This is a genomic window from Bradyrhizobium australafricanum, assembly GCF_020329495.1.
GTDB lineage: Bacteria > Pseudomonadota > Alphaproteobacteria > Rhizobiales > Xanthobacteraceae > Bradyrhizobium > Bradyrhizobium australafricanum.
The window spans coordinates 39,005-57,090 of the sequence record NZ_JAGKJL010000035.1 but is presented as its reverse complement, the minus strand read 5'-3'; the positions used below and the strand labels follow the sequence as shown (position 1 = coordinate 57,090).

At 60.4% G+C, this 18,086-nt stretch carries 17 protein-coding genes; 3 read left to right on the top strand and 14 right to left on the bottom strand.

From position 1 onward, the window contains the following. Positions 1-80 precede the first annotated feature (80 nt). The 9 genes from J6525_RS27640 to J6525_RS27600 form a co-directional block, all read right to left on the bottom strand. Positions 81-1,403 (bottom strand): MFS transporter, encoded by a 1,323-nt coding sequence (locus J6525_RS27640; protein ID WP_225647012.1) that lies wholly within the window; start codon positions 1,401-1,403, stop codon positions 81-83. A gap of 557 nt (positions 1,404-1,960) precedes the next feature. After that, the gene (locus J6525_RS27635) at positions 1,961-3,343 is read right to left on the bottom strand and encodes an MmgE/PrpD family protein (protein WP_225647011.1); all 1,383 of its coding nucleotides are present in this window, start codon (positions 3,341-3,343) and stop codon (positions 1,961-1,963) included. 55 nt (positions 3,344-3,398) lie between these two features. Then, positions 3,399-4,715 (bottom strand): MFS transporter, encoded by a 1,317-nt coding sequence (locus tag J6525_RS27630; RefSeq protein ID WP_225647010.1) that lies wholly within the window; start codon positions 4,713-4,715, stop codon positions 3,399-3,401. Positions 4,716-4,737: 22 nt separating this feature from the next. Further along, positions 4,738-6,138 (bottom strand): M20 family metallopeptidase, encoded by a 1,401-nt coding sequence (locus J6525_RS27625; RefSeq protein ID WP_225647009.1) that lies wholly within the window; start codon positions 6,136-6,138, stop codon positions 4,738-4,740. Between the two features lie 89 nt (positions 6,139-6,227). Beyond that, entirely contained in the window at positions 6,228-6,887 is a 660-nt protein-coding gene (locus J6525_RS27620) for a hypothetical protein (protein ID WP_225647008.1), read from the bottom strand. A 224-nt stretch (positions 6,888-7,111) separates the two neighbouring features. Beyond that, the gene (locus J6525_RS27615; RefSeq protein ID WP_225647007.1) at positions 7,112-7,825 is read right to left on the bottom strand and encodes an invasion associated locus B family protein; all 714 of its coding nucleotides are present in this window, start codon (positions 7,823-7,825) and stop codon (positions 7,112-7,114) included. Next, positions 7,825-8,415 (bottom strand): hypothetical protein, encoded by a 591-nt coding sequence (locus J6525_RS27610; RefSeq protein WP_225647006.1) that lies wholly within the window; start codon positions 8,413-8,415, stop codon positions 7,825-7,827. The genes J6525_RS27615 and J6525_RS27610 overlap by 1 nt, the downstream gene beginning before the upstream one ends. A 190-nt stretch (positions 8,416-8,605) precedes the next feature. After that, the gene (locus J6525_RS27605; RefSeq protein ID WP_225647005.1) at positions 8,606-10,051 is read right to left on the bottom strand and encodes an EAL domain-containing protein; all 1,446 of its coding nucleotides are present in this window, start codon (positions 10,049-10,051) and stop codon (positions 8,606-8,608) included. A 663-nt stretch (positions 10,052-10,714) separates the two neighbouring features. Next, positions 10,715-12,259, bottom strand: a complete 1,545-nt coding sequence (locus J6525_RS27600) for a sugar ABC transporter substrate-binding protein (RefSeq protein ID WP_225647004.1) — start codon at positions 12,257-12,259, stop codon at positions 10,715-10,717. Positions 12,260-12,304: 45 nt separating this feature from the next. On the opposite strand from J6525_RS27600, the gene J6525_RS27595 reads away from it, so the two are divergent. Continuing rightward, complete coding sequence (locus tag J6525_RS27595) at positions 12,305-12,586, top strand: hypothetical protein (RefSeq protein ID WP_225647003.1); 282 nt, start codon at positions 12,305-12,307, stop codon at positions 12,584-12,586. A 349-nt stretch (positions 12,587-12,935) separates the two neighbouring features. On the opposite strand, the gene J6525_RS27590 is transcribed toward J6525_RS27595, so the two are convergent. Then, the gene (locus J6525_RS27590; RefSeq protein ID WP_225647002.1) at positions 12,936-13,622 is read right to left on the bottom strand and encodes a GntR family transcriptional regulator; all 687 of its coding nucleotides are present in this window, start codon (positions 13,620-13,622) and stop codon (positions 12,936-12,938) included. Positions 13,623-13,682: 60 nt separating this feature from the next. Here J6525_RS27590 and J6525_RS27585 point away from each other — a divergent pair, with 60 nt between their 5' ends. Both J6525_RS27585 and J6525_RS27580 read left to right on the top strand, forming a co-directional pair. After that, positions 13,683-13,865, top strand: coding sequence for a hypothetical protein (locus J6525_RS27585; RefSeq protein ID WP_225647001.1), 183 nt, complete (start codon positions 13,683-13,685; stop codon positions 13,863-13,865). A 102-nt stretch (positions 13,866-13,967) separates the two neighbouring features. Further along, positions 13,968-14,927: a LysR family transcriptional regulator gene (locus tag J6525_RS27580; protein ID WP_225647000.1), complete on the top strand. Its 960-nt coding sequence runs from the start codon at positions 13,968-13,970 to the stop codon at positions 14,925-14,927. Here the strand turns inward: J6525_RS27580 and J6525_RS27575 are convergent. The 4 genes from J6525_RS27575 to trbF all read right to left on the bottom strand — a co-directional run bounded on the left by J6525_RS27575 (position 14,897) and on the right by trbF (position 18,033). Beyond that, positions 14,897-15,139 (bottom strand): DUF2274 domain-containing protein, encoded by a 243-nt coding sequence (locus J6525_RS27575; RefSeq protein ID WP_225646999.1) that lies wholly within the window; start codon positions 15,137-15,139, stop codon positions 14,897-14,899. The two genes, J6525_RS27580 and J6525_RS27575, sit on opposite strands and share 31 nt — an antisense overlap. Positions 15,140-15,146: 7 nt before the next feature. Further along, positions 15,147-16,352 carry a TraB/TrbI/VirB10 family type IV secretion system protein gene (locus J6525_RS27570; RefSeq protein WP_376708569.1) on the bottom strand — a complete coding sequence of 402 codons (1,206 nt, stop codon included), beginning with the start codon at positions 16,350-16,352 and terminating at the stop codon, positions 15,147-15,149. After that, positions 16,352-17,278, bottom strand: coding sequence for a P-type conjugative transfer protein TrbG (gene trbG / locus J6525_RS27565; RefSeq protein WP_225647048.1), 927 nt, complete (start codon positions 17,276-17,278; stop codon positions 16,352-16,354). Before trbG ends, J6525_RS27570 begins: the two co-directional genes overlap by 1 nt. Before the next feature lie 71 nt (positions 17,279-17,349). Further along, complete coding sequence (gene trbF, locus J6525_RS27560; RefSeq protein WP_141341212.1) at positions 17,350-18,033, bottom strand: conjugal transfer protein TrbF; 684 nt, start codon at positions 18,031-18,033, stop codon at positions 17,350-17,352. Between the last annotated feature and the right edge of the window lie 53 nt (positions 18,034-18,086).

The following is an 18,086-nucleotide window of genomic DNA, read 5'->3' as shown; positions in this document are numbered from 1 at the left end:
GGAGCGCGAAACCTTCCAGCCCCGGAGGTGCGATCAAGAATGTCCGTCCTCTCCGCATGCTACTGCCCTGCTGACACGAGTCAGGCGCTGCCGCGCTCATGGGACCGCGACCGAATGACGAGGATCGAAACGACGCTGATGGCACAAGCCGACATCAGATAGACGACCACCCATGTTGGCTTGCCACCGCCCGCATCCACCAGCGCCGAAGCGATGAATGGTGTCGGCCCTGCAATCAGCAGCGCGCTCATTTCGCGCGCCAATGCAATGCCAGAGAAGCGACATCGCGTCGGGAACAGATTTGCGAGAAATGCGCCTTGCGCGCTCGCAAGCCCGCCAAAGCCGATACCGAAAGCGATGCTCAGCGCCAGGGACGCAAGGACTAGGCTCTTCGAATCGAGCATCGCGAACATCGGAAAAGCAAACAGCAGGGTGAAGATCGCGCCAAAGAGATAGACGCGCGCGTGACCCACCCGGTCAGCCAGCGCGCCCATCGGCGGCGTCAGGACGATGCCCGTCGAAGTCGCAATGATGACGGCGGTCAATGCGTCAGTCCGAGCCATGCCGAGAGTATTCGTCATATAGCTCAGGCTGAATGTGTTCAGAATGTAGACGTTCGCATTGTGCCCCGTAAGCGTGAGGAAGCCGCATACGACTTCACGCGGACTGTTGCGAAAGAGCTCAAGAATTGGTGCTCGCGTCTCCTCTCGTTGAGCTACGGCCCGCTCCATTGCTTCGACATATTCCGACGTCTCATCAAGTCTTTTGCGAATATAGAGCGCTACGCCGAGCAGCAAAGCCGAGACGAGGAAGGGAATTCGCCACGCCCAGGCGAACAAGACGTCTTCCGGAAGATAGGCGACAAAGAGAAAGAGCAGCGTGGCGAGCATAATGCCAGCGACGGCCCCGGCCTGCAGGTAAGCCGTGAAATATGCCTTGCGAGAGGAAGGGACATATTCAGCCACAAGCGTGACGGCGCCCGCATATTCTGCGCCGGCACCGAACCCCTGGAGAAGGCGGCAGATGATGAGGAGAATGGGTGCGAGAATCCCGACCTCGGCATAGGTCGGCAGCAGGCCCATGGCGACTGTGGACACTCCCATCAGCGAGATCGTGAAAATGAGGGCAGGTTTGCGACCAAAGCGATCACCGAAATGCGAAATCAGAATTCCGCCGAGCGGCCGGCTGAAAAAGCCGACGGCAAATGTCGCAAACGCCGCCAGGATTCCTGCAGAGGTGGAAAACTGCGGAAAGAAAAGCCGGTTTATGACCAAACCCGACGCCGCGCCGTAGAGTGCATAGTCGAACCACTCAATGATCGTACCGATCGTCGCCGCAATGATCGCGCGCTGGATGTTGGCACGTTCGGCGGGTGCATGATCGGCTGCGAGAGAAAAGGTCACGAACGGCTCCTCCTCGTCTGTCCTGTCGTTATGGCCAGCCTGCGCCCCTGACAGGATGAGCGCCGTGGTTCTTTTGAGCAGAGTAGAGCTAGAACTTTCGTCATGGCGTCAGCCCGGCGGCTTTTCCTCCGACAGAACCGAGTCCTCGCGCACGCGCTCGGCGGCGCCGGCGTTAATTGCCTCGAGGATGGCGAACTGCTGCGCGTACAAACGTTGGCGTCCCGCTCGAGCCGTGACGTATGAAGATGGCCCCACATGCCTCGAAGGCCTTGCAAACCGGTTCATTTGCCGGTGCCTGCCATGCTGCACGTCGAAAAATGCGCTCCTTCAGGACTGTAGACCCGGTCGAAGAGAACAAGGCGCTCGACCTTTCGCCCGGAAGTCAGCAACATGACATCTCCCTCAATTTCGGGCATCGTGGATCGTGCACGAGTCAATTCCGCACACCCTGATCGCTACCTTTAAGACCTGACCGTCTGGTCCTTTTCTGCGCCCGACGTAAATGGCTGTGCACCGTGGGTCAGCCCCTCCCTGCTTTCCTTGCGCTCGAGCCGAAATCAGATCCGCCGGTCCGACCGAAAAGCAAGCAGGTCCATCAACGAGCGAACCTTCGCGACGGTTCGGACTGAACGCAGTTGATCGAACAAAGCCGGCAGTCGATTGCCCGGCAAGACGGGACGACAGCAGTCGGCTATCTTGTCTGCACGCTCCGCATCGGTGAATGGATCCTGGAGTAGTCCCCGCGCATAAGCACGCTCTGTCCGCAAGACCCGTCCATCCTTGAGGGTGAGCTTGACGAGATGTGGCAGACGGATGTCCGGATCCTTCGGTTCGTCATCAAAACGACGCGCCGATATGTGCGTCAGATCAAGCAGTGCGCGCACCTCCGGCCGCCGAACCGCCTCGTCCGTGAAATCCGATACGCTTACGCGGCCATACAACAGGATGAGCGCGACATTGTAGTGCATGGAGAAGCGCGCCTGGAAAGCGTCTTCCGGATTGTCGTATTGCAAGTTGCGGCGATTGCTTGCCCCGATCAAAACCTCAATGCTCCTGTCCTCATCTGCATTGAACGGATGCTGGGCTCGAAGATCGAGAATGCAATCCAACGTGTTGTGCGCCGATCCGCAACACGCATGCCGCTTCGGCGCGAGGCCGAACTCATCGATGGCCAGTGGATTGCCGAGAATCTTCAGGGGCGCCTCCCATCCCTGCGGATCGGGCCCGCCGTAAAGTGCAAGGAATCCCTGGGGGTGCTCCAGCACGGCCGGATTACCCTGCACCCCGGCGGCGCCGAGCCGGGCAGCCATCACGGCGTGTTGCGCTCCCAGCCCGCATTGAACCGACTTGGCCTGCGTCCCGAATTGCGCCTTGTTGCCGGCCGCCATGCTCGTCGCAAGACTCATCGCATGAAGCGTCGCCTCGCGCGACAGCCCCATAAGGCGCGCACAGGCCCCCGCGGTGCCAATACAACCGACCGTCGCTGTAGGATGCCAGCCGGCAAAATAATGGGACCGATTGACGCCCCGCCCCAGCGCGGCATGGAGCTCGAGACCGACAATATAAGCGTCAACGAGACTGGCTCCGCTCGCATCGATTTCCTCGGCGACCGCAAGCAGGGCCGGCACCAGGATCGCAGAGGCGTGGGTCAGGCCCGGATAGTAGTTGTCGTCGATTTCGAGCACGTGGGCGGCTGTGCCGTTGATCAGGGCGGCCCAGGGCGCGGCCGAACATCGCGATGTCCCGATCACCGTCGATGTGCCGGCGCCGTCCCATCCTAAAAGGCTCCCGGCTACGCGTTTGCTGACTGCATCCTGGCTACCTGCAACGATGCACGCGATGGTGTCGGAAATCGCGTGCTCCGCGCGCGAAAGTGCCGTCTCCGTCCAGACTGCATCGCGATCGTGGCACCAGTTCGCGAGTGTCTCCAGCACAGTCATTTGCCAACCTCCGTGATCCGCCGCTGCCAAAGTCTTCGATGGCGCGACCGCTTGCCTACCTGAGCTTGAGAGAGAACGTCACGGCCGCCAGCGCCGCTATGCTGATGGCGGACACGAACACGAGATAGAGGCCGGGCGCGGCGGACGATCCCGTCAAACCGATGAGAGCTGTCGAGATCAGTGGCGCAAAGCCACCAAAAGCCGTCACGCCGACATTGTAGCTGAGGTTGAGCCCGGTCCCACGCGTCGTCACCGGAAAGATGTCGGCCATGATCGAAGGCAGCGGCGCATAATAGACGACCTTGATGATGGCAATTGCGCCGACGATCACCAGCAGCACGGTCACGCTCGGTCGGGCGGCGAGCAGACAGAACAACGGGTAGCTGGCAATGAGATAGAAAGCCGCCGCAACCGTCATCAACCTGATGCGCCCAACGCGGTCTGCGAGATAGCCCGCGATCGGCGTGGCGAAGGTCAGGATGCAACCGGCAAGCAAAGTGGCAACAAAGCCGTCCGACTCCGCAAGCCCGAGCCTGCCGGCCGCATAGGACGGCATATACTTGATGATGAAGGTCGACGCAGTCGAAACGACGATACTGCCGACCGCAATCAACACGAGTGTCTTCTGTGTCCTGAGCAATTCAATGAACGGATTGACTTGCGGACCTTCACGACCTGCGCGGAATTGCTCGAACTCCGGTGTCTCATCCACGGCATGTCGGACGTAAAGCCCGGCCGGCACGATCAGAAGACCGAACAGGAAGGGGATCCGCCAGCCCCAGGCCTGCATCTCGCTGGCCGACAGCGAGACCGTCAGGTAGTAGCCGAACAGCGAGCCAAGGATTGTGCCGAGCCCCTGGCTGGCAAACTGCAGGCTGCCAAACAGCGCGCGCATCCTGCGCGGCGCGTGCTCTGTGAGAAAGGCCGTGGCGCTTCCAAACTCGCCACCAGCGGAGAAGCCCTGGATCAGCCGCGCTACGACGACCCCGACCGGCGCCAGAACGCCGACCGCAGCATATGACGGCATCCCCGCCATCATGAGTGTACCGATCGCCATCAAGCTCAGCGACAGCGTCATCGACTTCTTGCGCCCGGCCCGGTCGGCATAGGCTCCGAGGACGACTGCACCGACGGGCCGGATCAGGTAAGTCGCACCGAACGTGCCGAACGCCAGCATGAGCGAGACGTTCGGGTCGCTGGACGGAAAGAACACCCGTCCAATCGTGGCGGCGAACAGGGCATACACGCCGACGTCGAACCACTCGAGCGTGTTGCCGATGAGCGCGGCGACCGGTTCGCGCCATCGAGGCGCCTGCGTGTGGCGCCTGCTCGAGTCCGCAATCGAGGCGGGCCCTTCTGCTTGCGACTGCATGCTTTTCTCCCGACGCAGTGCTCTAGCTGGCACGCTGTCCATCGCCCAGGTCCCAGAAAATGCCAGCCATGACCTGAAGCCCCTCTGCCGCAACCGAGGCCAACAGATGTTCATCGCTCGCGTGCTGGCGACAGCCGGGATGGGAGTGCGGAATCCAGATCGTCGGCAACTCCAGCACATCGACGAAGATGTCATTGGGAAGGGTCCCGCCGAGATTCGGCATCACGGCGATATCCTTGCCGGTCGTGGCCCGCAGCGAAGCCTCGGCCCATTTCACCCAGGGCGCGCCTGGATCTCCGCGGGTCGCGGGCGTGCACCGGTGCAACGTGATTTCGACATCCTCGAAACCGTTCCTGTCGAAATGATTGCGCAGCGCTGCCGTTACCTCGCGCCACGGCGTACCCACGACAAAGCGCAGCTGGCATCGGGCGGTTGCGGATGGCGGGATGGCATTGACCGGTTTCTGTGGATCGCTGGCGCTCAACGTGAGCACTTCGAGCGCATTCCAGCCGAGGAGCCGCTCCGCCGCGCTCATTCCCTCTTCGCCCCACCTGGTATCGATAGGCTCGCCAAGGACATCTTCATCGATCCGCAAGCGAATGATCGCCTGACGGATCTGCTCCGGAATCCCCGACGGCTTCAAGCCGTCCAGCTGTATCCGGCCCCGCTGATCCACCATGGTCGCGAGAGCAGCGGCGAGGAGCGTCGCCGGATTCCGCTTCAGACCGCCCCAGTTTCCTGAGTGCAAGCCCGTCTCGCGCAGCGTCACGCTCAAGCTGAACGAGACGCTGCCTCGAGATCCAAGGAAGATCGTCGGTCGATCGTCCGTGAGACGGGGGCCATCGGACGCGATGAACACGTCAGCCGCAAGCGTCCCTTTTTCGGCCCGACAGAGCTCGCGCAATCCCGGAGACCCGATCTCTTCGCCGGTCTCAAAGACCCATTTCACATTGCATCCCAGCCGGCCCGCGCGGACATCGAGCACAGACTCCAGGGCCGCCAGATTGATCGAGTGCTGCCCCTTATTGTCCGCCGTCCCCCGCCCGTACCAACGATCACCATCAATCGTCAGACGCCATGGACTGAGACCCGTTCGCCATGCCTCCTCCTTGCCGTGAACCACATCGCCGTGGCCATAAAGCAGTACTGTCGGCAACAGATCATCCTCGTGTCGTTCTGCGATCAGAAAGGGGGCGCAGGCGTGGAGGGTGTTTTCAACAATTCGGCAGGTGAAGCCCAGCCGTTTCAATGTCGTGGACATTTCCCCGGTCAGATAATCCCGGAGTGCTTCCGCGCCATCGTCAGACTGGCTTTCAGTTCGCAGCCGAACACGACGGTCGATCGCGTCCTGAAGCGCGCCAGACCGAATGGAATCGACCGCCATATCGACGGCCAGCTTGCGCAACCCCGATGGTGGGAACATCCACCGTCCTCCCGTTATTTTCTGTTCTTCTTTTGCTGACCCGTCACTGACTTTTCCAAAACACTTCGCGCCCGGCCTCATCTTCATCGTCACAGAGTCACACGTCCGACCAAAACGACGGTGCAGGCCGTCTCCCCTGCGGGCACAAGCAAAACCTGAGGCCCATCGGTTGTCGCGATGACGGGGATTTGGCCAAGGTTCGCCTGAACCGTACTCTTGGGGTTAATCTCTCGCGCAAACGCACTGCAGCTGCTGGCAACCGGCGTCACGCGCACGAACTGCCCCTCGCAAGCGCCACCGACCGGCGCAGCAAAGATCACGCCGGCAACGTTCTGGTCCGACGATCGGATGCCGACGAGTGATTGCACGGAATGCGTGTCTGCATTCTCCTTGTTCCACTGAAACAGCGCCGCAAACTCGGACTGTGCAGGGATCACGCCCTGCCCAAGCCCCACATATCCCTTCGCGCAGGTCTTAATTCCGGACCGACTGATATTCTCGTCGAAGGCTGAAGGCTTTGGTGCGCCCTGTGGATCCGAACCCGCCGGCGCAGCCTGAGCAGCTCCCTGCAGGGCAGGCTGAGCCGGCTTTTGTGCAGCAAGCGGAGACTTCGCCAAGGCCGAGCGCGCCTTCGGTCTCTGCATCGCGAGCGGGGTGCTTCCTTGTGCAAGCACCATGGCCACACCACCGGCGAGACTGCAAACAACAACGCCCGCCAACACGGGATAGAAGAATTCGGACCTTGCCATGTCTATGAACGAGCTCCTACCGTGGGATGAGATTGTGTCGGATGGTGGCGTCCCTGAAGGGCGCCACCGTTGGCAGATCCGTCGGAGCATCTCGGACATCGTTAGTCATGATGCGATGTACAATTGAGCGGCCTCTCATGTCTGCGGTCCCGCATTCTGAGAACAGGTGACGCAGTATTGATGGCGTGCACGCCCCCTTCAGGACATTTGCAGCCATTTCGAACTCATGGATTGACCTCAGCGACCGCGGCCTTGGCCTTGGATTTTGGTGCGGTTCGCACCGGCCGTGACGGACGTGCCGCGTTTACGGAGGTCAGGTCGAGCGGACGCTGCGCCGCCGCCATTACCTGTTTGAATCCCTTCATGTCGGCGACAATCGCAATAGCGTTTCCGGCCAGAGTGAAAGCAAACCCCACGAGCTCGCTGTCGAGCACACCCTGTTGAATGAAGCCGTCAAAGGGAATGACCGCTCGACAGGTCGTAACGCAGCTTTCAAAAGGAATGGTGGTGACGAACTTGCCAACCCTGAATGTAAGGCCCGCCATCTGATCGACTGTCTTGGACACATCGATAGCAAGAGCCGGCTTGCCATCATTTGTCAGCCCAATGCGCCACCACAGAGAGACGTCCCCTTCTGCGAGGTTCTGCTCGATTGCACAGACCCGCCTGCGCGTCGAAAGGCGGTTGTCACAGACAAGTGTCCAGGCGCCGAAATAGGAAATTACCCGGACGAGGTCGCCCGCCGCGATGCTCTCGTTTGGCTCGGCGACTGTCGCTAGTCGAGTCGTCGCGGCGCCGGAGGTCACGCTTGTCTGGGCGATCGCCGACACGCTGACCCACATGGCAGCGACAAGCACGAAACCCAGCCTTGGCAACAGGTGGCAAGACTTCGCCAACAAGGGATCTCGCTTAATGTGCCAGCACATGAACAGGTTCATCACAGTTCACGGACTGCATCCACAGGCCTTCGGTGTGGCCCAGTCGCTCCGATGCGGGTCGACAGTTGCTCGGCCCGAAGCCTGAGGCGATCCATGTGCCCGATTGCCTCGATCACTTCGAACAGACCGTTCGTCCAGGGCGCAGCGCCGCTGCAAAGGCGCGCAATGGCCGCCTCGGCACGGCTAGCGCCGATCAAATGCGCAAGCAGGTTGTGTGGCGCCTCGGACGAACGGCCACGCTCGTCGCGCCGGTCGACGAGCCCCATCACATAGGCCGTCAACATGACGTCCGACTGCCAGTGTCCGACGTCGTCCAGCTGCGAGAACCGCCCATGAACCAGGCGCGTCAGTCGGCGCAGTCGAGGCGCAAACCGGGTTACCGCTTCCAGGAGCGCGGGCGAGGTCCGGTCATCGGGAACTGGATGCGCCTGCAGATCTATGGCCCGGGAAGATGCCCTGCACGTGCGCCGAGTGCAGCTGAACCGGAGCTCATACGCAACCGACCCGAGCACCGATAATGCGCATGCGGTCGCCGCGACCGCGGTCGGGGCATCAAACATCACCATCATGCTGCTGGAGAAGACGATCATCGTCCCTCCCAACAGCAACGGCAGGATCGGTCGCGTCTCCGCCAGATCGTGAGTCTTTGGAGCTGCGATACGTCCAAGGGTTCGGCGAAGGAGCTGCGCCTGGTCGTTGGCCAAATGCATTCCCCGGCAGAGTGCGCTGAGAGCCGAAGCCGGGGAGCGTGTCGATTCTCTCATGCGTCCCCCTCCCCCGCTAAGCGAACCAGCAGCCAACGCCGCCGGCCAGCAGCGTGTGCGGCAAATCAATAACCGGCTGCTTTAGACCACTGACGAGGTGCCCCGCGAGAAGTGCCAGCGCGGGGCCCGTAACGCTGGACCCCACTGTCCTGCCGCAGTTGCATCCGACCCCGATCGAACTTCCCGGCGCCGACGCACGCCGGTCCTCAATCCCGACCACCACGTCGTGATTTGTCGCCGCCGGCGCCGCGCAACCCTTGCCATCGTCGGGACAAGCCGATCGCGGCAGCTCGCGAGACCGCTCACCGAACAGATAGCCTTGGAGCCATGTGGCTCCGACCTCCTGAGCAAGATGCGCATCAGGCAACGTCTCCACCCCCTCGACAACGAGGATGCCGCCGAGACGCGACGCGAAGCGGACCAACTGCAACAGGCGCGATCGCCCGATCCGATCGTTGCGCGCGCGATGTAAGAAGGTGGCGTCAATCTTCACAAGATCCGGCCTCAACGAGGTCAGCGCCTTGCGGCAGCCGTTACCAGCACCGAAATCGTCGACGGCGATCCGGCATCCGACCGAACGCAGTGCGTCGACAAACTCGCGAACTATCATCCTGGGTGGCAACCGCGCCGTCTCGGTGACTTCCACGATCAGGCGCGATGCAACATCTGGAAGCTGCCGAAGCCTGGCGATCACAGACATCCAGCCATGGTCGAGAACAGCGCTTCGCGCGGAGATATTGCAACCTATACAGATCTTCGGCGTAGAGCGCAGCTCGCTGATGACGCGGTTGATGACCCAGTGATCCATTCGACGGATCAGACCTAGCCGTTCCATAGCCAGAATGGCTGCACTGGCCGACTGAGCGGGACCATCGTGGGTGCTGACCCGCAGCAGCCGCTCCCAGTAGAGGACACATTCCGGCTGGCTCGCGTGACAGACGGGCTGCCAGGCCGGCGACAAACATCCCTCACGAAGCGCATCGACAGTCGCAACCGCCGCCGCCATGTCGGTCCGATACTGCAGGCTCCAGGCGGCATCTTCTCGCACCGGTTCCACAATTCTACCGGAGGACGCAGCTTTCCCGAATACATCAGAGCGACCCAGATTGGGCGGTAGGACGCGGACTGAAACGGCGGCGAGCACGGCCGCCCCGGCGAAACGAATTGGTTCGCCACCAATCGCAGCGGTCGCGCCGTCTGCCAAGCTCGCGACGTTTGCAAAACGCGACGCCCACCTCATCACGATCACAAATCGGCCGGCTGCAAGGCGCACAATCCCGGCACTTTCGCCGCAGAAGGACAGAGCGCGCCTGTGCAAGACGTCGCTGACCACCGATGCCAGTGATTGATCATAGGCCGCGGCAAGCTTGTCAAAATTATTGATTACGACGAGGAGGAAGACAGTGTCCGCCGCGGGATCTTGCGGGTCGTCGCGATTGGCGGCGATCGAACACTCACGCATCCGCACCCTCCACTAGGGCTCGACGCGGAGCAGGCGCACCATCGGGAGATCTCGCGATGCAATGTCTCCGATCGCAGGCAACGAGCCGCCGTCCTCCTTGAGGACTTCGCAATGCGACTCCGCTCCGATTGTTCAGCCCCATCTCGCTTCCTGCCTCGCATCTTCAAAAGCAAACGTCGAAGTCAATTTTCGCTGCGCCGGCGGCCTGATGTGGCGCGAGCGTGCCCCTGCGTAGAACCAGCTGTAACAGCAATCGCGATTTGCACCGCTGATCATTTCCGGGCGCGAATTGATCATTTTCGGATGCATCAAACGTCAAACCGGCAGGCAGATGCGCTTCCAAATGGCAGCAATGAAGCTCACCGGTCTCCAGGAGGAACGCATCCTGCACCGCGCAGAGAAACCGCTCACGGGCAGCAGGAGCGATCGACGTGGACAGTGACACAGCAGAAAGAAAAAACCGCCTGACGGAGCGCGTCAGGCGGGGTGTGTGAGTTTTCGCCATGCTTTGGGGGATGAGGGAGCCCTGATTTCTTCCGATCTGAGCCAACCTCAAGAGGCCAGAATATCCGGATGTCGGCACGACGCATTGATCAAATTGGTGCTCTTTCCGATCAATTCAGGTGCTAATTGGCCGACCGGCCGAACCACTCCGCGCGATTCCTAGGGGATGCGTCGCCAACCAAGACGATCGGCCACGCCACGATGGTCATAGTTGTCCGGAACATTTCGTGACAAGTCTCTTTCATCGATGGCGTATGCGGGATTGATGATCATGCGTGGCGAGCGCCGGTCAGCGAGCACTTCGTGCGCGTAGTAGACGTTCCAATAGACTTGTTCATAAAAACATTGCGCGACTGTGAAACAGAATGCAGAGCCACCCTTGATGTATTCGAACGCTTCGTTGCCGCCATCAATACCTGTTGCGAAAATGCTGCTCCGACCAAGTGCCCGGATCGCAGCTGCAGCGCCGATCGCTCCGCCGTCCCACGCGCTCCAGATCGCATTGATGTCCGGGTGCTCCCTCAGCATTTTCTCGACCGCCTGTTGAGGCGTCGCTGAACCTGTCAGTGAATATGCTGTCTCCGCAATGATCCGAATCTCGGGATAACCGGAGAGCACGAACCTCATTCCATCTGACCGCGCGCTCCACGCTTCGTTGGAATAGAGGTGGATTGCAGCTATTTTTCCTTTCCCCTTGAGTCGCTTGCAGATGTAGTCCGCAGAGGCGGCACCCATGCCAAAATGGTTGTGCATGGAGGTGGAATGTACGGTCGTGCCTGGAGCGGAACTATCGCACATCAAGGTCGGAATACCTGCTGCCTTGGCTGCTTGAACCGCCTTCGAGATCGTCACCGGGTCGGTTGGCAGAACGAACAAGGCGTCCGGCCTCGATGCGACAAGCGATGCGATCTGGTCACACTGTCTACCAGGATCCCACTTCGCGTCGACGATCGTAAGCGTGCCGCCCATTTCCGACACCACATCCTTGTAGGCGGTGATGATCCGGCTAAAGGAATCCTGACCAGTAAAGGGAACGGAGAGACAGAAGGCGAGATCCTTCGTCCCTCTCATGAGCGTCCTTCCAGGCGCTTTCAGCAACTCTGGTATTTTCGGCATCGGGCTCGCTCGAGCCTGCTCTCCGCCGATGGCCGAGGGGGACCCGCCAGAATTGCCCGGAGAATCGCCGCGCCTCTCCGCATTCACGCGATTGACTGCAATCTGATAAAGGGAAAACTTTAGCGACAGGAACGTCTCAACGACATCAACCAGGGAAGGACAAATCTCAATGGAGCGTCCGCCCTCCGCCCGCAGCTCGAAATACCCCTCTCGCGCCGCACTCTCGATCAGGCGGCGCACGTGCGCTCTTGACACACCGAACAACTTCGCGACGGTCCCGTAAGGAAATGATATCTTTCGATCGGGCAATGACCGCGTCGCATCATACATCGACCAGAGCCGGAGCAGAATCTCGTACCCCGCTTCTCGCCCGCTGAAGATACGCATTTGCGGTACAGCATCGAGAAGCTGACAATCATCAAGGTACAACTCGATCGCGTTAGCGACGATCGCTTGCGGAAGACCTTTATCACGTTCGAATTGCGACTGAAGGCTGTCATCGCCATTCAGAATGTCCAATGCTTTCAGAAACGCGACAATAAACCTCCGCAATGCGTCGCTGGCGAGATCGGACGGCTCGAGCCTCATCACGCGTCTATCGCCATCGCTACGAACGGGTTGCAAATATCGCGTGTGTTTCAGAAGGCATACGAGCGCAGCAACGCGGTTCTTGCTGCAAAGATCATGCGCTCTGGCGAACTCCTGCAGTCGATGGAGGACAATTCCGCACTGGGGATCGTCCTTGTCCCGTCTATAATGAAGAGCAACCATGTGCCCGCACAGCAGATGGCGCGCTTCTCCGGTCGCGATCTTGTTGAGAAGACGATTGCCGCTGAACGTATCAACGTAGTGGCGCGCGAATACCCTGACAGCTTCCCTGAAGCGGGGGTTCCTGCTGGTCTCGGCGGCGGCTGATAACAACTCACCTGACAGTCGCGATAGATTGTAGGGGGCGTTGCGATCAGTCTGGTCTCCCATCAGCACGTTTGCGACCTTCCCTATGAAACGACACATCAAAGAACCTACGGACCCGCCGCCACGAAACCTTCGAGAGCGATACCTGCCAAACCGGGGTCCAAAATAAACTCGCTGTCTCGCGAGCACGGTGCTGGCGCGGGGGCCTCCGTTCCTCCGCATGTCAGTCCAGCAGTGAGCAACTTGCCTTTCGTTCTCTTGCCGCTGTCAGCTCGCCTCAACCAGGCATCTTATGCCTTGAGGGTTTACCTGCTCTCGTCGGGTGAATTGGGCAGGCGGGTAAAGCGCGTCAGCCCAGCAGCTCCCGCTCGGAGATCAGCAAATGCTTGCGCATTCGCTCGGCCGCTTCCGCAGCATTTCCAGCGCGAATCTCATCGAGAATGGCGAGATGCTGCGCGCGTATGGCCTCGGTGTCCTGCTCGTGGTGGATGTAGAGCCTTGACAGGTGAAGATGTACCCGCAGGTCCGCGAATATCTTGGACGCAGGCTCATTTCCGGACCCATCCATAATGGCCTGATGAAAGGCGCCGTCGGCCTGAGAGAAATCGCGATAGCGCCGATAGCGTCGCGACAGCGATGCTGCCCCCATCGCCGCCACGGCATCAGCGAGTTCTTGCAAATTCTCCAAGGGGCGGCGCCGCGCAGTCTCACCCGCGGCCCAGGGCTCAATGACGAGACGAAATGCGTACAATTGCTTGAAGTACTCGGGCGATGGTACGGGAGCGACCGCAAAGCCGACAAACGGCGTGGACGAAACGAGTCCTTCGGCGGTGAGACGAGCCAACGCCTCACGCAGCGGCGTTGAACTAACGTTGAGCTCTCGCTTCAGAGCATCAATGTTCAGCCGCGCGTCCGGCTCATAGGTACGGTCGAGAATCCGCTCCTTCAGAACCTCGTAGACTTGGTCCAGCAGCACGACCCGCTCAATCTTGCGCCCCAAAGCCGGCAACGCTCCTAATAATCGTGGATCGTGCATGATTTATCTTATCCTAGTGCGTTTGTCAATTTTACGTAAGCGACTGAAATAGCGTGTCTAATGACGGACAATATCGTGCATGATCCACGATCGGATAAATTCACCGACCTGAAACTTTTGCGCCAGGGTTCCAGCCTAGTGGTCAAGCTCTATCCCGTGACCCTGCCCTTCAACGTAACGGGCGCGCTGTCAACGCGTCCGGTTCCTGCGCTGACGAATCGAGCAAACGTCTGGCGTTCGTAGCGCTCTGAAGAGGTTTAGGGAGCCTGTTGAATCCTACAGGGTGTGCTCACAGTCGAGCCACCATACGCTTCGCGCATCGGCTTCATTGCCAGGGTCCCGGAAATGGATGCGCAGCTCTCAACCAAATCGAACCGCCCCTCCCCGGCGCGCACGATCGAGCTGAAGCAGCTCCGATGTGCAGTGCTTGCATGTTCCTCAGGCAGCCTGCGGAAGGCAGCGGATCTACTTTGTGTTCGGCATTCGGCATTGAGTAGATCCGTGGCCCAACTGGAGCACCTTGTCGGCACTCCTTTGTTCGAGCGATCACCGGCAGGAATTCGGCCTACTCGCGCGGGCCACAATTTCCTGCGTCGTGTTAACACGATCCTGGAGGAAATTGACGCCCTGGTCGAAGCAGCAGGCGATGTTGCGCGTGGCTGCTCCGGCGCCCTTTCCGTTGGCCTATGCACCTCAGTCTCAGGGGGCAATCTGCGTTCGATCTTGAGCGAGTTTGTGCACCGTTTCCAGCGCATCGAGGTGGCCGCAATTGAGCGGTCGCCGACAGAGTTGAACAAAGCACTCAGGAGTGGGGCTGCAGATATCATCATTCTGCCCGGAAGAGCCAGTTCGACGGACCTTGAAGCCCGGGCGCTCTGGCACGAGCGCATTTCAGTCTTGCTGCCGACCGATCATGTTCTGGCGGCGCGCCAAACGATCTGTTGGACCGATCTGCTCGACCAGAGCATTTTGCTTGCAGCGCCTGTGAAAGCAGGCGGTCTGGAGGACATGGTTGAAGCAAAGCTCCTGATGCAGGGGATCACCGAAAATATTCGGCGGCATCACGCAAGCCGACATCTGATTTATGGCCTCACAGGTATTGGACTAGGCATAAGCTTTGCGCTGGATTCTGATATTGGGGCTATTGGAAATGACGTCGTGAGCCGTGAGTTGCACGACGATCGGGGTCAGATGGAGGTCGGTTTCTGCGCTCATTGGCGTCCTGACAATGGAAATCCAGCTCTGAGACATTTCCTCAATCTCTTGAAGGAGCGCTATCCTTCAGTTCCGCCTCTCGGCGAATGAGCTGAACGCCGCAGCTTTGCGAATTCGCGATCAGTCGCCATAAACCGCGCCAGCATGGGAGCGATCAGTTTGACTGGATCAACCGGCTGCCCGGACTGACGCGCGAGTGCTTCGGCATACGCAGTGAGATTTCGATGCACGGACGCAGGAAGTTCGGTAATTAGCTTTACCGGCTTTTCATCGGGAAGCGCTGAAATCTTGAGCCTGGCCATTTGGCAATCACCTCCCGTAAGGCTCGAGAACAAGATCACGATTTACGATCACACGAACGGGAAAGCCTGGTCGGACGGTCAAAGTCGGCTGAATGTTCAGGCTACGCCGAACGACTTGCTGGCCAGCGTGGCTTAGCGAGTCCGCCGCGCCATGCCGCAATGCCTGGATGATCGCACTGTTACTGCCGTTTGTGTCGGAGCCGGCCCCCACCTCCGTGCCGACAGCCAGCAACGTCGAAAGTGCGGCGGCCTTGAACAGCGCGCCCCAATGATTGTCGACCTGATCTTCCAAGCCTGCATAGCCGGCGGTATCCGTACCGGGTTGCCGCTCAAGAACGATGGACCGACCAGTCGGCATGATGAGTCGTGTCCACACAAGCAGGACGCGCGACTGTCCGAAGGTAACCTGGCTATCATAGATCCCGACAAGCTTTGCTCCCTGGGGGATCAGCAGGAAGCGCCCGGTCGGCGTATCAAAGACATTTTCGGTTACCTGTGCCGTGATCTGGCCTGGCAGATCCGAGCGAATACCCGTGATGAGGGCGCCGGGAATGACTGTCCCGGCCTGGACCACGTAGGGTGACGCTGCCCTCGTGACCCGATCCGGGCTCGTGGTGCGGCGATCGACTGGAGCATTGACGAAGGTGAGCTTTCGCTCCTGCTCGTTCCGCGGGCCTGCCTCGTCATTGTTGAATGCTGTCGTCGTCGGTGCGGTGCCGCGGCCGTCTGCCTGTACCGAAGTGGTGGCTGGCTGGATATTGGTTGACGCAAACAGACGGCTAACGCGCGCCGCCTCGGTCTCCTGCTCCCGGCGCTGCTGCTCCTGGTCAGGCACGGCCGCCGCGGTTACTGGCAATTGCCCCTGAGCGGAAAGGATCGGCCTGCCGAGATCGCCGGGGAGAGGCGGGCCGAGTTGCGGCACCTGGCGCTGAACGGCCGAATAATCGCGCGGCAGCGTCCCAAGACCTTCGGCAACGTTGTGGTGCTCGGTGCCATAAGGCTCATCGGACGTTGGGCTAACGGATCTGTTCTTCTGAAGTGCCCACACTGTAGCCCCGCCAATGATGGCCAGCCCGAGCGCACTTGCTGTCGCCAGGACTTTTCGCGAAAGCCGCGTGACGCGCGGGTATTCGGGCCTCAGTCGGAAACCCCTCACCAGTTCATCTGACGTTCGTTCCCCGGCGGATGATGCACCGTCCTGATTCTGGGTCATCATGACGACGGCCTCCCCTCAGTCCGGACAATTCTGACCTTCTGCTGGTGCTCGCCTCCCAAACGCAATTCAGCAGCCGCGAACAGCCGATCGACGATCAACACGTTATTGTAAGCGCGGTAGTTGACGATTTCGGTGTTGCCGTCGGCACCGAGCACAAACAGCGGCGGCATCTCGCCCTGAACGATCCCCCGCGGGAACTCGACATAGACTTTCCGGCCGTCGTCGTAAGCCACAAGGGGACGCCAGGGCGGGCTGTCACCTTCGATGGCGTAGCGAAAGCGGCGTTGCGACGCGTCGGGCAGAACCGGCGTCGGCGGTGCCGATCGCGCCTTGCCTTGCCTGTCTTCCGGATAGTACCAGGCAACCGAGGGCATATAGGGTTTTTCTCGGGAGCGGAGTTCGATCAAATACGTCCGCCGGTCGGTATTGATGACGAGGTTCGTTTCGATCGAGGCGCGCGTCGGTTTGACGAGGACGTGAACACGTCGCGTTTCCCCGCTGCCGCTCTCCGTGTCGCCGACCACCCAGCGCACCGTGTCGCCTGCGGCGATTGGCCCGCTGCCTGTCAGCAGCTCCCCCTCCTCCAGCGCGATGTCGGTAATCTGTCCCGGTGCTGCGTAGACCTGGTAGAGCGCCCCGGGACTAAAGCTGTAAATCTGCGCCGCATTGAAATACCCCGTCCTGCGGGGTTCAACCCGGGCCGCGCTGTTCGCCGTCTCGATTCTGCTGACCGGCTCGGCCTCTTCCTTCGCCCCTGACTTGCCGCCAAGCGCCGGCTTCCAGGATGGCGGAACGTGGAGCGGCCAGGGCCGCTCACTGTTCGGTGCTGGCGCTGCAGGTAATGGCGGCACATCGGCGTCGTAGGTGATTTCGGGCGGGATGAATGTCGAGCAACCACCCAGCATGCAGCTGAGAATAACCATCACGGAGACGAGACCGCTTGTTTGCAATGCGGCTCTGAAACCGGTTGCCTGAGTATCGACGATTTTCCAGCTCATTGCCCCAGCTCCTTCGACCAGTTGATCGAATTCACGTAGATACCGAGCGGGTTTTTGCGCAGCCGATCGGCATCGTGCGGCGTCCGGATGACCACCGACAGAATGGCGGTCCACCGCTCGGTCGAGGCTAGCGATCCGTTGTCGTAAGCGCGCTGCACCCACGCCACCCGAAAACTGTCCGGTGATGCGCGGATGACGCTTGAGACCTCGATTGAGACCTGCGCCTTGCCGAGCTTCGCGAAGGGATCGTTGCTCCGCGCATATTCGTTGAGTGCCACGGCGCCGCGATCAGTCGTGAAGTCATAGGCGCGGAGCCAATTCTGCCGCAGGACGATTGCGTCGGATGGCAGGCCACGAACGTCCTCGATGAAGCGTGCCAGATGATAGGCGATCTGCGGATCGGTCGGGTCGTACTCCGAATTGGCCGGAGCAACTCTCTGGGCCTGACCGAGTTGATCGACCTCTACGATCCAGGGCGTGATTGTGCCCTGCGTCGACTGCCAGATCAGGCCTCCGCCAAGGCCACACGACAGAATGAGACAGCCAAAGGCCATCATCCTCCAGTTCCTGGCCTGGACGCGCGCCGTCCCGATTCGCTCGTCCCAGACCTGCGCCGCCTTCTGATACGGTGTCACCGGCTCGGGTGTGCGCCCGTAATGAACGGAAGATCGTTTGAACATCACCACTTTCCCCGAAAGAAACAGAATTCAGATTCCGGCCCCCTGCTGAACCG